The sequence below is a fragment of the Vibrio sp. Vb0888 genome (assembly GCF_033338835.1).
Classification (GTDB): Bacteria; Pseudomonadota; Gammaproteobacteria; order Enterobacterales; family Vibrionaceae; genus Vibrio; species Vibrio alginolyticus.
Window position 1 is genome coordinate 1 of record NZ_JAWOTL010000022.1, and the last position, 15,685, is coordinate 15,685.

Annotated in this window: 14 protein-coding genes; 11 read left to right on the forward strand and 3 right to left on the reverse strand. The window is 45.4% G+C overall.

What is annotated here, in order from left to right:
* Positions 1-695 precede the first annotated feature (695 nt).
* The gene (gene queG / locus R7P72_RS20640) at positions 696-1,823 is read right to left on the reverse strand and encodes a tRNA epoxyqueuosine(34) reductase QueG (RefSeq protein WP_005381370.1); all 1,128 of its coding nucleotides are present in this window, start codon (positions 1,821-1,823) and stop codon (positions 696-698) included.
* 276 nt (positions 1,824-2,099) lie between these two features.
* Here queG and tsaE point away from each other — a divergent pair, with 276 nt between their 5' ends.
* The 8 genes from tsaE to hflC all read left to right on the forward strand — a co-directional run bounded on the left by tsaE (position 2,100) and on the right by hflC (position 11,247).
* On the forward strand, positions 2,100-2,564 hold the full coding sequence (gene tsaE, locus R7P72_RS20645) for a tRNA (adenosine(37)-N6)-threonylcarbamoyltransferase complex ATPase subunit type 1 TsaE (protein WP_005381372.1): 465 nt from the start codon (positions 2,100-2,102) through the stop codon (positions 2,562-2,564).
* Entirely contained in the window at positions 2,558-4,267 is a 1,710-nt protein-coding gene (locus R7P72_RS20650; protein WP_005381374.1) for an N-acetylmuramoyl-L-alanine amidase, read from the forward strand. Before tsaE ends, R7P72_RS20650 begins: the two co-directional genes overlap by 7 nt.
* Positions 4,268-4,285: 18 nt before the next feature.
* On the forward strand, positions 4,286-6,298 hold the full coding sequence (gene mutL / locus R7P72_RS20655) for a DNA mismatch repair endonuclease MutL (protein ID WP_005381376.1): 2,013 nt from the start codon (positions 4,286-4,288) through the stop codon (positions 6,296-6,298).
* Entirely contained in the window at positions 6,295-7,227 is a 933-nt protein-coding gene (miaA, locus tag R7P72_RS20660; protein WP_005381378.1) for a tRNA (adenosine(37)-N6)-dimethylallyltransferase MiaA, read from the forward strand. Before mutL ends, miaA begins: the two co-directional genes overlap by 4 nt.
* A 194-nt stretch (positions 7,228-7,421) precedes the next feature.
* Complete coding sequence (hfq, locus tag R7P72_RS20665; protein ID WP_005381379.1) at positions 7,422-7,685, forward strand: RNA chaperone Hfq; 264 nt, start codon at positions 7,422-7,424, stop codon at positions 7,683-7,685.
* A 38-nt stretch (positions 7,686-7,723) separates the two neighbouring features.
* Entirely contained in the window at positions 7,724-9,013 is a 1,290-nt protein-coding gene (gene hflX / locus R7P72_RS20670; RefSeq protein ID WP_005381380.1) for a ribosome rescue GTPase HflX, read from the forward strand.
* A 45-nt stretch (positions 9,014-9,058) separates the two neighbouring features.
* Positions 9,059-10,264 (forward strand): FtsH protease activity modulator HflK, encoded by a 1,206-nt coding sequence (gene hflK / locus R7P72_RS20675; protein WP_005381381.1) that lies wholly within the window; start codon positions 9,059-9,061, stop codon positions 10,262-10,264.
* A 2-nt stretch (positions 10,265-10,266) separates the two neighbouring features.
* Entirely contained in the window at positions 10,267-11,247 is a 981-nt protein-coding gene (gene hflC / locus R7P72_RS20680) for a protease modulator HflC (protein WP_005381382.1), read from the forward strand.
* A gap of 63 nt (positions 11,248-11,310) precedes the next feature.
* On the opposite strand, the gene R7P72_RS20685 is transcribed toward hflC, so the two are convergent.
* Entirely contained in the window at positions 11,311-11,496 is a 186-nt protein-coding gene (locus R7P72_RS20685; RefSeq protein WP_005381383.1) for a DUF2065 domain-containing protein, read from the reverse strand.
* A gap of 172 nt (positions 11,497-11,668) precedes the next feature.
* Here R7P72_RS20685 and R7P72_RS20690 point away from each other — a divergent pair, with 172 nt between their 5' ends.
* Both R7P72_RS20690 and motX read left to right on the forward strand, forming a co-directional pair.
* Positions 11,669-12,985 (forward strand): adenylosuccinate synthase, encoded by a 1,317-nt coding sequence (locus R7P72_RS20690; protein WP_005381385.1) that lies wholly within the window; start codon positions 11,669-11,671, stop codon positions 12,983-12,985.
* 216 nt (positions 12,986-13,201) lie between these two features.
* Entirely contained in the window at positions 13,202-13,837 is a 636-nt protein-coding gene (gene motX / locus R7P72_RS20695; RefSeq protein WP_005381388.1) for a flagellar protein MotX, read from the forward strand.
* A gap of 80 nt (positions 13,838-13,917) precedes the next feature.
* Here motX and hmpA read toward each other — a convergent pair whose 3' ends face one another.
* On the reverse strand, positions 13,918-15,102 hold the full coding sequence (hmpA, locus tag R7P72_RS20700) for an NO-inducible flavohemoprotein (protein WP_005381390.1): 1,185 nt from the start codon (positions 15,100-15,102) through the stop codon (positions 13,918-13,920).
* Positions 15,103-15,259: 157 nt separating this feature from the next.
* Here hmpA and nsrR point away from each other — a divergent pair, with 157 nt between their 5' ends.
* The gene (gene nsrR, locus R7P72_RS20705) at positions 15,260-15,685 is read left to right on the forward strand and encodes a nitric oxide-sensing transcriptional repressor NsrR (protein ID WP_005381392.1); all 426 of its coding nucleotides are present in this window, start codon (positions 15,260-15,262) and stop codon (positions 15,683-15,685) included.

Sequence of the window (15,685 nt, forward strand, 5' to 3'; positions counted from 1 at the left end):
GCGGGGTGGAGCAGCTTGGTAGCTCGTCGGGCTCATAACCCGAAGGTCGTCGGTTCAAATCCGGCCCCCGCAACCAAATACAAGACGATAGATTGAGTACTTATTTAGTATACAATTGTTAAGTCGTCTACGGATGCGCCGCTTGATTCAACGCCTGCTTCTCGCAACCAATCACATCGCTCTTTTCATAATGCTGCGAAGCATGAATCCCCAAAAGCTAAACTTTTATCCGCATCATATGATGTCGGACGATTTCGTTTGTGTTTAAAACACGATATGAATCGGCTGACGTACAGTATGATGAGGCTTCGCGTGTTTTATCTACTTTAATTAACAGAGTTATCCACATACGTCGTTCTGTGGATAAGTTGGTTGATAAAGTGTTTTTAGCTTGACTTTTTATGATGGGGAAGAAAGATCTTTTCTCTAAAATGAAGTTGAAACAACAAAGAAATACCAATTAAATCTTTGTTATATAAAGAAAAAATAAGTTTTTTGTCGGATCGAGTACGTTAAAATACGATCATTAACTGGTATTTTTTTGATCCTAGTCATTTCTCCGAGCTGTGTTTAACTTTTTTCTGTTAGCTTGTTTTTCTTGAATCTCAAATTTTTTTCCACATTACAAAATTGAGAACAAGGTCATGAATTGAACATGCAAAAGTACTTTCAATCTCTTGCATATAGACTACGCTCTATGCGTCTCTCGGCAGTCCCTTCTCGACTATCCTTATTAAGCGTTGCTTTTTCGTCTCTATAGATGAATTACTCTCAGTGGGGAGTTGATTCAGTTGCTCTGTCAAAGCCCATTTAATGTGCTCATCAAGTAATTTATTTTCACCTTGCCGACTTTCCAGCGCATCTATGATTCGCTGACTATATTCTGCATTACCAAGTGCGACAGCGATGTTACGTAGCCACTGTATATGACCAATACGACGGATAGCGGAGCCTTCCATATTTTTTAGAAAAGTCGCTTCATCCCAGTTAAACATGTCGACGAGGTCAGGGTTTTTGAAACTGTCACGACGGTGGAAATCATCTTGCTCCGTTATGTCGGCGTAGCGGTTCCATGGGCAAACCAATTGACAGTCGTCACAACCATAAATGCGGTTACCCATTGGCTTTCGAAACTCTTCAGGAATCACGCCATCGAACTCGATGGTGAGATAAGAGATACAACGCCTGGCATCGACAACTTTGTCTTCAACGATGGCTTGTGTTGGGCATGATGTAATGCATGCTTTGCATTTACCGCACTGATCAACGCTTGGCTCATCTACGGGTAGTGGTAAGTCGATAAGTAGTTCACCTAAAAAGAACCACGATCCACAGTCTTGATCTAAAATCAGGGAATGTTTCCCGGTCCAACCTAAGCCCGCTTTTTGGGCGAGAGGTCGCTCTAATATTGGTGCGGAATCAACGAAAGGTCGGTAACCATATTGACCAACCTCTTGTTCAATAAGTTTGCCGAGCTTATTTAGCTGCTTTCTGACGAGCTTGTGATAATCACGCCCTAGTGCGTAGCGGCTAATATAGGCATGACTTTTATTCGCGAGGTTTGAAGCGAATTGAGCCTCTGGTGGCAGATAGTCCATCCGGACGCTGATAACACGAACGGTTCCCGGGAGTAGCTCATGGGGTCTAGCACGCATCATGCCGTGACGAGCCATCCAATCCATTGAGCCATGATAGCCTGCATCAAGCCATTTTTGTAGTGCTGCTTCATGTTCACTCAGATCAACGTCGCAGATCCCAACTTTTTGGAAGCCGAGTTCTTTTCCCCAAACTTTGATTTGTTGTGCGAGTTGTTCGTAGTTCATGTTAACCACCGGAATAAAGGGGGGCGGATCTTAACGGATCTCTGGCTTTGGTGCTACCCAGTTAGGTACGTTTTTGATGTTGTGAATACTGCTTATTGAAGTCATTTGCATATATTCTAAATCTAGGTCGATACTAAGATGATTAAGATACCGTTTATTGGATACTTTTTTCGCACATATGACATTTGAAAGCTTGTCTCTCAAAACCAACACGGTTTACTATTCCTGTTCTTTTGATTTTTATATAGTCAACGATCATTAGTTAGAGAAGCATCAATGAGCACGAAACAATTCAATTTAAAAGATGAGCATGAAACGGTTGCACTAGGCACCGCTCTGGCTCAGCTTTGTTCCCAGCAAACCACAATTTATCTGCATGGTGATTTGGGTGCAGGTAAAACAACCTTTAGTCGTGGTTTTGTCCGTGCTCTTGGTCATCAAGGTAACGTGAAAAGTCCAACTTATACTCTAGTCGAACCGTACCAGTTGGATCAGTGGCAAGTATATCACTTCGACCTTTATCGTCTTGCGGATCCTGAAGAGCTTGAGTTTATGGGGATTCGAGACTATTTCACAGACGATGCGATTTGCTTGGTTGAATGGCCTGAAAAAGGGCATGGCTTACTGCCACAACCGGATCTTGATGTAAACATTCGCTACCAAGGTGAGCAACGTGTAGCCGAACTAACAGCTAATAATGATTATGGTGTGCAGTTACTCAGTCGATTGGAGCTATGTTGAGTTTTTCAAATTTTAGAGTGGTGGCGACGTTTGTCGCCACTTTTCTCCTTCTCATCCCCAATTTAGCATTTGCTAACGTCGTTAAGAGTTTTCGAGTTTGGCCTTCACCTGATGAAACGCGTGTTGTCATCGATTTAGGCTCGGAAGCTGACTATTCCTATTTCTCTTTATCAGGGCCGGATCGCCTTGTCGTGGATTTAAAAAGCACGACGATGCAGGCCAAACTACCTGTTACTGTTACGGATAGCCCTGTTTTAAAACTGGTACGAAAAAGCTCGCCTCCAGAGAAGGGCACTTATCGTTTGGTGTTTGAACTAAAAAAGAGCGTTCAAGCGGAGTTATTTAAATTAAGCCCAACACCAGGTGGGCAGTATGGTCACCGCTTGGTGATTGATTTACCGCACGGTAAGAAGGCATCGACCTCTAAACCGAGTAAGCCAGCTGCGGCCAGCAAAGACATGAGCTCAGTTCAACGAGCTCAAGAAGTGTTAATTGTTATCGACCCTGGTCACGGTGGGGAAGACCCTGGCTCTATTGGCCCTTCACGTCGTAAGTACGAGAAAGATGCGGTATTGAGTATCTCAAGAAAAATTGCTGCTCAGCTCGATGCGACTCCTGGTATTAAAACGCGCATGACTCGTACGGGAGATTACTTTGTAAACTTAAACCGTCGTGTCGCGATTGCTCGTGAAAATGATGCACACTTACTGATCTCCATTCACGCTGATGCGTTTACCTCACCGAAGCCTCGCGGTGGTTCGGTCTTCGTACTAAATACTCGTCGTGCAAATACCGAAATTGCTCGTTGGGTCGAGAACCATGAGAAACAGTCTGAGTTATTGGGCGGCTCGGGTAATGCGTTCTTCACGAAGACAAAAGATCGTAATGTGAACCAAACTTTGCTGGACTTGCAGTTTAGTCACTCACAAAAAGAAGGCTATAAACTGGCAACAGAAATCCTAGGTGAGATGGGACGTGTTGCGCACCTGCATAACACCAAACCGATCAACACCAGCCTTGCGGTTTTACGCTCTCCACAGATTCCGTCTGTGCTAGTGGAAACGGGCTTTATTTCTAACCCAACAGAAGAGCGTTTACTGTTTCAACGAGCGCACCAAGATAAGTTAGCTCAGGCTATCACTAAGGCGGTCGTCAAGTACTTAAAAGATAACCCACCAGAGGGTACGGTGTTCTCGCCTTCAGCGAAGCCAATGGTACATATTGTAAAGCGTGGCGAGTCATTATCGGTGATCGCGAACAAATATGGGCTTAGCTCTAAAGCGCTGATGTCGGCAAACAACTTGAAGTCGACAGGCTTGGCAATTGGTCAGAAGCTCAACATTCCTTCTGCTGGTACGATTAAAGTGCCAAGTAAACCGATTACTGTTGAGACAGAAACCATTACGCACAAGGTTAAGTCTGGTGAGTTCTTAGGTAAGATTGCGAATCACTATAAAGTGAAGGTTTCAGATATCCGCCGAGAGAATAACTTGAAGTCAGATACCTTGTGGGTAGGGCAAAAGTTGAAGATAACGGTCGCGGTAAAAGATAAACCGATTCGTAAGCACAAGGTTTCTCGGGGTGAGTTCCTTGGCAAAATAGCGTCCAAATACGGCGTTAGCGTATCGAGCATTCGTAAAGCGAATAACTTACGCTCTGATCAGCTAGCGGTTGGGCAAGTCCTGATCATTCCAAACAAGTAGGTGAGCTTCTAACTCATTATGACGATTAAAATTTTGCCAGCCAGACTTGCAAACCAAATCGCCGCAGGGGAAGTGGTCGAAAGACCTGCTTCTGTGATTAAAGAGCTGGTTGAAAATAGTCTTGATTCTGGCGCAACTCGAATCGATATCGATATCGAGAAAGGAGGCGCAAAGCTGATTCGTGTTCGTGATAACGGAAAAGGTATCGCGAAAGATGAACTCGGCTTAGCGCTCAGTCGTCATGCGACATCTAAGATACATACCTTAGATGATCTCGAAGCCATTATGAGTCTAGGTTTTCGCGGTGAAGCGTTAGCCAGTATTAGCTCAGTCTCGCGTTTGACGCTCACGTCGCGTCCTGCGGCACAAGAAGAAGCCTGGAGTGCCTACTCCGAAGGGCGTGATATGCAGGTGAAGCTTAAGCCAGCAGCTCACCCGATTGGCACTACCGTTGAGGTGTTGGACTTATTTTTTAATACTCCAGCGCGTCGCAAGTTTCTTCGTACGGAGAAAACCGAATTTGCTCATATTGATGAGTTATTGAAACGCATTGCGTTAAGCCGCTTTGATGTCACCATCAATGTGCGTCATAACGGCAAGATCATCCGTCAATATCGCGCGGCGAAAAATCAGCTTCAAACCGAAAAGCGTATTGCTGCTGTCTGCGGTAATGCGTTTGTGCGGCATATGCTCAGAATCGAGCTTGAGCATCAAGGGTTAAAGTTACATGGGTGGATTACCACACCAGAGGGAGCAAGGCAGCAAAGCGATTTACAATATTGCTATGTGAATGGCCGAATGATGCGTGACAAATTAATCAATCACGCGATTCGTCAAAGCTATGAAATGAGCTTAAAGCCAGATCAGTTTGCTGCGTATGTGCTCTTTATTGAGCTAGATCCGCACCAAGTAGATGTGAATGTTCACCCTGCTAAGCATGAAGTGCGTTTCCACCAAGCTCGTTTGGTGCATGATTTCATCTATCAAGCTTTGACGGATGCACTTTCACAAAGCGCTGTGATTGATAAACCACAGGTGAATGAATCGGCATTTCATCGCGTGGAACCGACTGAATCCGAAGAGATTGAGCATTCGCCAGAGCCTGAAAAAGTACAAGAGCCAGCATCTTCACCAGTACCAGAGCGGGTTTATCAAGCGATAGAGAGTACACCGGCTTATCCTGGACGCAGTGATTATGAAGTGAAGCCTCGTAATAGCGGTCCTAGTGAAACCTCCGTGCGAGAGGCGCGCGTAGTGGAGTCATTCAAACGTAATGATTGGGTGGAATCCAAACCTGCACCAAAGCCAAGTCACAGTAAAGAGCGCCACGTAGAACCAGCGCCAACTAAACAAGAAGTACGCGCTTATCACGAGCTGTTGAAAACGCTAGAGTTTGAGGCTCAGGCAGTCACTCCAATAGCGCCCCAAACGATAACTTCGCACACATCAATGCCATCGATTACTGCATTAGGCAAAGCGCTGATGGTGGTCGATGAACAATTTGTTTTGATGAGCAGTGACAGTGGGGCGGCGTTAGTCTCGTTACCTAGAGCAGAATTTTATCGTGTAAAAGGCCAGCTTTCTCCAAGCGATGGTGCACTCAAGGCACAACCTCTGCTTGTTCCTCTATCTATTAAGTTAGAGGCCGAATTAGTGAGACTGGCCCAAGATTATCAACAAGATTTGGCATTGCTTGGTATTCAATTGAAAGCGAGAAACGAGCACGCCTTAATGGTGATGGGCGTCCCAGCTCCGCTGCGTCAACAAAACTTACAAAATTTAGTACCAGATCTGTTATCTTACGCGCAATCTTGTGTGAACGAAGGTATAGCAGCGGCTCAGATGCTGTCTGAGTTGATAGATTGGCTCGCATTACAGGTCACGACAGTGAAGAGTCACTATACTTTTTCTGAAGCCATTCAAATTATTGCGGAACTTGAACAGCTAAGACATGGTCAATTGCCATTAGAAGATACAAAATTCGTATCCGCTGTTGATTTCTCTGCCACGATAGCCAAATTAAAACCATGACAGATAAACTACCTTTGGCGCTATTTTTAATGGGGCCAACTGCATCAGGCAAAACTGAGCTGGCGATTCGTCTTCGTCAAAAATTTCCGATTGAGATCATCAGTGTTGATTCTGCTTTGATCTACAAAGGGATGGATATCGGTACGGCGAAACCGGATGAAAAAGAGTTAAGTTTGGCGCCTCATCGCTTGATAGATATTTTGGATCCAAGTGAATCTTACTCTGTCGCCGACTTTCGTCGAGATGCATTGAAAGCGATGGATGATATTGTTGCAGAAGGAAAAATTCCACTTCTTGTGGGTGGAACAATGCTGTATTACAAGGCGTTACTTGAAGGTTTATCACCACTTCCTGCTGCAAATCCTGAAATTCGTCAGCAAATTGAACAAGAGGCATTGACTAAAGGTTGGTCAGTGTTGCACGATGAACTCAAAGAGGTTGATCCTGTGTCAGCAGCGAGAATCCATCCCAATGATCCCCAACGTTTATCTCGGGCATTGGAAGTTTTTCGCATTTCAGGTAAAACTTTGACTGAATTGACTCAAACGAAAGGTGAAAGCCTACCATACCGAGTCAAGCAGTTTGCAATAGCTCCCAAGGATAGGGCAGAGCTTCACCGTCGGATTGAACTCCGTTTCGAGAAGATGATGGAAGCGGGCTTTGAAGAAGAAATGAAAGCGTTACATTCGCGAAAAGATCTTCACCCCGATCTTCCTTCCATACGATGCGTCGGTTACCGACAGATGTGGGAGTATTTAGATGGGGAGTGTACACGTGACGAAGCGGTATTTCGTGGCGTATGCGCGACTCGTCAATTGGCCAAGCGTCAAATCACCTGGTTACGCAGCTGGGATGATTTAACTTGGTTGGATAGCGAGAACATTGAACAGGCATTAGAAACGATGTCGGAAGCAATAGCATCTGATTGACATAGCTGTGTATAATGTGATCGTTTTTGCGTGAACGCACTCTCAAAGGATCTGTTGTTGGCGGTTTTTATACTATGCTGCTAATTACTTAGAGTGCATTTTTGATTCGTTTAGCTCAGATGCAAAAGCCGTATCTTTTGCATTGCACCACTAGCTAAATAATTACAACTACAAATTAAATAAGGAAAATAAAAATGGCTAAGGGGCAATCTCTACAAGACCCATTTCTAAACGCGCTACGTCGTGAGCGTATCCCGGTATCTATCTACCTTGTGAATGGTATTAAACTACAAGGTCAGATCGAATCATTCGATCAATTTGTGATCCTGCTGAAGAATACTGTTAACCAAATGGTGTACAAGCACGCGATCTCAACAGTTGTGCCGGCTCGTCCAGTGAGCCATCACAGCGGTGAACGTCCACAAGGTGAGCGTCCACAAGAGAAATCTGAAGATTAATTCTTCATCGAGTATTTTTAAAATAAGGAGTTGATTGCTTGTTTGACCGTTATGAATCCGGTGAGCGAGCCGTACTTGTTCATATCAACTTCACGCAAGAAGGTGAATGGGAAGATCTGGCTGAGTTCGAAATGCTGGTTTCTTCTGCTGGGGTAGAGGCGCTACAAGTGGTAACTGGTAGTCGTCAATCCCCACACCCGAAATACTATGTCGGAGAGGGTAAGGCCCAAGAGATTGCTACAGCGGTACAATCAACTGGTGCCGAAATTGTGATTTTTAATCACGCCCTCTCTCCTGCCCAAGAACGTAACCTCGAAGCACTGTGCCAATGTCGAGTTCTCGACCGCACTGGTCTTATTCTCGATATCTTTGCTCAACGAGCTCGAACACACGAAGGTAAGCTACAGGTAGAGCTGGCTCAACTTCGTCATATCTCTACTCGTTTGATTCGTGGTTGGACACACCTTGAAAGGCAGAAAGGTGGTATCGGTTTACGTGGCCCGGGTGAAACCCAGCTGGAAACCGACCGTCGCTTATTGCGTGACAGAATCAAAGCCATCCTGCGACGCTTAGACAAAGTAGCGAAGCAGCGTGAACAAGGGCGCCGCGCCCGAAATCGAGCTGAAATCCCAACGGTTTCACTTGTGGGTTACACCAACGCGGGTAAGTCGACACTCTTCAACCGTATTACAGAAGCTGGCGTGTACGCGGCTGATCAATTATTTGCTACTTTGGACCCGACTTTACGTAAGATAGAGTTAGCAGATGTTGGTCCTGCCATCTTGGCAGACACGGTTGGTTTTATTCGACATTTGCCACACGACTTGGTTGCGGCCTTCAAGGCAACCTTGCAGGAAACGCAAGAAGCTGACATTTTGTTACATGTTGTTGATGCCAGTGATGAGCGTTTTCGTGAGAATATTCAAGCTGTTCATGAAGTACTAGAAGAGATCGACGCGCATGAAGTGCCGACTCTGGTTGTCATGAACAAAATCGACAATCTAGATTCGCAGAAACCACGTATAGAACGAGACGAGGAAGGCGTACCTCGCGCAGTTTGGGTTTCAGCAATGGATGGGTTGGGCATTGATGTCCTGTTTGAGGCGCTGACGGAACGTCTGGCGTCACAAATGGTCGAGCATCAGTTGCGAATTCCTCCACAGTATCAAGGACGATTCCGTAGTACCTTCTTCCAAATGAAGTGTATTCAACGTGAGGAATATGACCAGGATGGTAACTTGTTGATCGATATTCGAATGCAGCAAGTAGATTGGTCTAGACTTGAAAAAAGAGAAGGGGCAGTTTTGACTGGCTTTATAGTCACTTAAAGGACTGCTACAGTATAACGTCATATCAAATGATGGAGCTTTCTAATGGCGTGGAATGAGCCTGGAAATAACAACGGCAACAATGGCCGCGATAATGACCCTTGGGGTAATAATAATCGTGGTGGCCAGCGTCCTGGTGGCCGAGATCAAGGTCCGCCAGATTTAGATGAAGTGTTCAACAAACTGAGTCAAAAGCTGGGCGGCAAGTTTGGTAAAAAAGGCGGCGGTGGTTCTCCAATCGGCGGCGGTGGTGGTAGTGCAATTGGCTTTGGCGTGATTGCTCTGATTGCTGTTGCAGTTTGGTTCTTCGCTGGTTTTTACACCATCGGTGAAGCAGAGCGTGGTGTTGTACTGCGTTTAGGTAAATACGATCGTATCGTAGACCCAGGTCTTAACTGGCGTCCTCGCTTTATTGATGAGTACGAAGCGGTAAACGTACAAGCGATTCGTTCACTACGTGCATCTGGTCTAATGCTGACCAAAGATGAAAACGTTGTAACAGTTGCGATGGATGTGCAGTACCGAGTGACTGACCCATACAAATACTTGTACCGTGTAACCAATGCAGACGACAGCTTGCGTCAAGCAACGGATTCTGCACTACGTGCAGTAATTGGTGACTCATTGATGGATAGCATTCTAACCAGTGGTCGTCAGCAAATTCGTCAAACTACGCAAGAAACACTGAACCAAATCATTGATAGCTATGATATGGGTCTGGTACTTGTTGATGTGAACTTCCAGTCTGCTCGTCCACCAGAGCAAGTGAAAGATGCGTTTGATGATGCAATCGCAGCACGTGAGGATGAAGAGCGTTTCATTCGTGAAGCTGAAGCATACAAGAACGAAATCTTGCCTAAGGCAACGGGTCGAGCAGAGCGTTTGAAGAAAGAAGCACAAGGTTACAATGAGCGTGTCACTAACGAGGCTCTTGGTCAGGTAGCACAGTTCGAAAAACTATTACCAGAATACCAAGCAGCGCCTGGTGTAACGCGTGATCGTCTGTACATTGACGCAATGGAAGAGGTGTACTCAAGTACTTCGAAAGTGTTGATTGACTCGGAATCAAGCGGCAATCTTCTTTACCTTCCAATTGATAAGTTGGCGGGACAAGAGGGTAAAGCAGATACCAAACGTAAATCGAAGTCATCTTCAACCTATGATCAAATTCAACTTGAGTCTGATCGTACACAAGAAGACACTTCGAACTCGCAGTCTCGTTCAACAGGTTCACGTCAAGGGAGATACTAAGAATGCGTAAGTTAATGATCCCTGTACTGGTAATCGCACTGGCATTAATGTTGATGTCTTTGTTTGTGATTCCTGAAGGTGAGCGCGGTATCGTGGTTCGATTTGGTCGTGTCTTGAAAGACAACAACGACATCACTCGAATTTACGAGCCTGGTCTGCATTTCAAGATGCCTTTGTTTGACCGTGTGAAACAACTTGATGCACGTATCCAAACAATGGATGGCCGTGCAGACCGTTTCGTAACGTCTGAGAAAAAAGACGTTATCATTGATACCTACGTGAAGTGGCGTATTGAAGATTTTGGTCGCTACTACCTCGCGACAGGCGGTGGTAACTCGCTAACGGCAGAGGCACTACTTGAGCGTAAAGTGACGGACGTGCTTCGTTCTGAAATCGGTGCTCGTGAAATCAAACAGATCGTATCTGGTCCACGTAACGATGATGTGCTACCAGAAGACGCAAGTGCCGATGTTGTCGCAACTGAAGCGGCTCGTGAGGCGCTTGAGATTGATGGTGAACGCGACCTAATCATGTCTGAAGTATTGAAAGACACGCGTGAAAGCGCAATGAAAGACTTGGGTGTTCGTGTCGTTGATTTCCGAATGAAGAAAATCAACCTGCCTGATGAAATCAGTGAGTCTATCTACCGTCGTATGCGTGCGGAGCGTGAGTCCGTTGCTCGTAAGCACCGTTCTCAAGGTCGTGAAAAAGCGGAAGTTATTCGTGCTCAAGCAGAACTAGAAGTAGCAACTATTCTAGCTGAAGCTGATAAAACTGCGCGTGTGACACGAGGTGAGGCGGATGCTGAAGCTGCGAAGATTTATGCTGAAGCGTACAACAAAGACCCTGAGTTCTTTAGCTTCCTACGCTCGCTACGTGCGTATGAGAAGTCCTTCAGCTCTAAGAGCGATATTCTGGTGCTTGATCCGAAGAGTGAGTTCTTCCAATACATGAACCAGTCGAAGGGCAGCATGGAGAAATAATCTCCGCTTCTCATTGAAATAAAAGGCTCCTTAGGGAGCCTTTTTTGTATCTGATGCTAAGTGCTAGCTCATCATGATGGCGATTACGGCTCCAGCAACTACTAGGCAGCCACCGATGCGTCGTAGCTGATTGTTGGGTTGTTCACTTAATTGAGCCACCATATTCCGCCAACCGTTAGGAGCAATCAGTGGCCCAATGCCTTCCACGATCAAGACGAGCCCAATCGCCAACCATATGGATTCAGACATAGCGCTTTCCAGTCGAATAGAGAAAGCTAAATACTATCAGTGATATGCTGATTTCAAAATGAACAAAGCGGCAAGATGACATTCTGGTAGCAACTCTGTGAACAAAAAATGACTGCAAGAAGCGTGATTCGGTGCTAGAATCCATTTTTAACTAGCAATCAGACTTGGAAAGATGGGAAATAACGTAGTCGTTCTAGGCACCCAATGGGGTGACGAAGGTAAAGGTAAAATCGTAGACCTTTTAACTGAAGATGCAAAATACGTGGTACGCTACCAAGGCGGTCACAACGCAGGTCACACTCTCGTAATTGACGGTGAAAAAACCGTTCTTCACTTAATTCCATCAGGTATCCTTCGCGATAACGTAAAATGTGTTATCGGTAACGGTGTTGTACTATCACCTGAAGCTCTACTTAAAGAAATGAAGCCTCTTGAAGAGCGCGGTATTCCAGTACGCGAGCGTCTTTTCATTTCTGAAGCATGTCCGCTAATTCTTCCTTACCACGTTGCAATGGACCAAGCTCGCGAAATCGCTCGCGGTAAAAAAGCTATCGGTACTACTGGTCGTGGTATCGGTCCAGCATACGAAGATAAAGTTGCTCGTCGCGGTCTACGCGTTGGCGACCTATTCGATATGGCGACTTTCGCAGAGAAGCTAAAAGAAGTCATGGAGTTCCATAACTTCCAACTAGTTAACTTCTACAAAGCGGAACCAGTAAGCTACGAAGAAGTACTTGAGCAAGCGAAAGGCTACGCTGAACTACTAACGTCAATGGTTATCGACGTAACTGACGAACTAGACGCAGCACGTAAGCGCGGCGACAAGATCATGTTCGAAGGTGCACAAGGTACACTACTTGATATCGACCACGGTACTTACCCGTACGTAACGTCTTCTAACACGACTGCTGGTGGTGTTGCTGCAGGTTCTGGTTTTGGTCCTCGTCACATCGGTTACATCTTGGGTATCGCAAAAGCGTACTGTACTCGCGTTGGTGCTGGTCCATTCCCGACTGAACTATACGACGGTTTAGATAAGCAAGATCCAATTGGTAAGCACTTAGGTGAAGTTGGCCACGAGTTCGGTGCGACAACTGGTCGTCTACGTCGTACAGGTTGGTTCGATGCTGTTGCTATGCGTCGTGCAATCCAAATCAACTCTGTATCTGGTTTCTGTCTAACTAAACTAGACGTACTAGATGGTCTAGAAGAGCTAAAAATCTGTACTGGTTACAAGATGGAAGATGGCTCTGTGCTAGAAGTTTCTCCGATGGCTGCTGAAGCATTCGAAAAAGCAACGCCAATCTACGAAACAATGCCTGGTTGGTCTGAGAACACATTTGGTGCTAAGTCACTAGATGCTCTACCACAAGCCGCTCTTGACTACATCAAGCGTATTGAAGAGCTAACTGGCGTTCCAGTAGACATCATCTCTACAGGTCCTGACCGTAACGAAACTATCATCAAAGTTCACCCATTCGAAGCTTAATTGATAGCCGTTAAAGATTGCAAAAGCCGACCTTCTGGTCGGCTTTTTTGTATCTGAACAAAAACAGCGTGACTCTCATATGGCAAGCTTTTGCCGCTGAGCCTAAATCAGAGGCAAAAATTGTCTAAAGCTTAGCTGTTTTTTGCCGATAAGGTTATCAAGCAGAGGAGATCCTTCACCGATCTTTGGTTTCTTAGATACCTTAAGGGTACGTTTATGAAGTTACGAACAGTGGCTGCTTCACTGTTGTTGACCTTGGTTGCTACCACAGTGAAAGCCAATGTTGCTGATGTGGGGGCACCAGTTCCGATCTATACCGAAGCAGAGCTGATAAAGCTTATTGAGCAAAATAAGCACTTACAACGTGTGCGCGCTGATAACTGCCAGCTGGTGGAGGATATCGTAGCTCGTGCGACTCGAATTAACTTACCCGCTTATGAATTTCTGTACGGAGATATGTTGGCTTGGGGGGTGTGTGTCGAGCAAGATGTCGAACTGGGTCTTTACTACATCGAAAATGCAGCGCATCAGGGGTTACCAGCTGCACTAGAGCAGATTGGCCGATACTATTCGCGTGGCACTTTAGTACAGCAAGATAAAGAACGTGCAATTCCATATTTGCGAGAAGCTGCGTCAATGGGAAACCTAAACGCGCGTATTCATCTGGCCGAGTTGCTTTTACGTGATTATGGCAGTCCACTCGATTACGAAGATGCGTATCGTTGGTTATATAACTCTGTCACAGCAGATAAGCGGCAGCATAAGCGCATAACTGTATTGAGAAACGGCCTTGAACAGCGCATGCCACAAAACGTTATTGCTCGAGCTAAACGGCGAGACACCTTTTGGTAACGCTTCAATATTGCAAACAACTTCATACAACAAAGCCCACGTCACGTGGGCTTTGTTGTTTTCCCGATAGTTGGTAGCGCTTAAACCACTTTGTGTGGACCGAAGCATTCGTAATGGAATTGCTCTTCTGGTACGCCAAGTTCTAATAGCTGTTTCGCTACGTGCTGCATAAATCCTACAGGACCACAGAAGTATACCTGCACGTTATCTTGCTTTAATGCAGCTTCAATTTCATACAGATTGACAAAGCCCGTGAAGTGGAAGTCTTCGCCTAGCTTGTCTTCTGCCGTTGGTTGGTTATACCAAACGAGCGCGTTCATATTTTCTTTTTCTGCAACGAGTTGGTTTACGTGTTGCTTGAAAGCATGCTGTTGGCCATTTTCTGTTGCATGAACCCAAGTTACAGGTGCTTGATGTGCTGAGAGACTTTCTAGCATTGACAGCGTTGGAGTAAGTCCCACACCAGCAGAAATTAGAACAACGGGTGTTTGTGGTTCGGCATCCATAAAGAAATCACCGGCAGGGGCCGCAAGCTGCACTTTTTCGCCAATGTTCAGGCTATCGTGCAGGTAGTTCGACACTTTTCCGCCTTCTTCACGTTTTACTGAGATACGGTAGGTGTTCTCTTGGACCGCAGAAGACAGGCTATATTGGCGAATTTCTTGGTTTTCTAACTGGTCACTGTTGATGTAGATGCCAAGGTATTGTCCCGGTTTATACGGCGCCACTTTTTGGCCATCGGTTGGCTTGAACACAAAGCTGCAAATGTGTTCGCTCTCAATCTTTTTATCGACTAATTCAAATTCGCGTAGACCGCGCCAGCCGCCTTCCAAAGCTTCATTTTGTTGGTAAATTTGTTCTTCGCGCTGAATAAATACATTCGCAAGTACGCCGTAAGCCTCAGCCCAAGCATCCAACACTTCTTGACCTGGATTAAAAAGCTCATCGATTGTCGCAAGTAAATGCTTACCAACGATTTGGTACTGATCTTCTGTGATCAAAAAGCTCGTGTGCTTATGCGCAATTTTCTCTACTGCGCCAAGCAGAGCTGGCAAATTTTCAATATTGGCAGCATAGGCACAGATAGCGTTGAATAATGCTTCACGCTGATCGCCGTTACGCTGGTTACTCATGTTAAAAATATCTTTCAACTCAGGGTTATGAGTAAACATACGCTCGTAAAAGTGCGCGGTCAGTTTTGGTCCTGTTTCGGCGATGAGTGGTGCGGTCGCTTTGACGATCTCGATAGTTTGATTGCTGAGCATAAGGGCTTCCTACTTTAAGTTGTATTTATAATGCATGTTTAAAGTTGTATCTCAAATGTATCTTTCGATCAAGAAAAGATTTACACTTTTATCGATAGCTCAAGTTTGGGGTTTTAGCATCACCAGCGGGTTATTGAGTCGCACTTTGGGAGAGAATATGCAGTTAACTAGTTTCACTGATTATGCGTTGAGAACCTTAATTTTCTTGGCTTCGTTGCCGGAAGATGAGTTAACCAGCATTACCGAAGTGACGGATTTATTTGGTGTGTCGCGCAACCATATGGTTAAAGTTATCAATCGGTTAGGGCAGTTGGGTTATGTCCATACCGTGCGCGGAAAAAACGGTGGTATCCGGCTGATGAAGCCAGCGTCTGAAATCACAGTCGGTGGTGTTGTGCGCGATTTAGAGCCGTTAGATTTAGTCAACTGTGGTGTGGATTTTTGCCATATTACCCCTGCTTGCCGCCTCAAAGATAAATTGGCGAAAGCAAAAAGTGCCTTTCTGGCGGAGTTGGATGACTGCACGATTGAATCCTTGCTCAGTGACAATTCTGAACTTTTGATCTTGCTGGCTCGTCCTTAA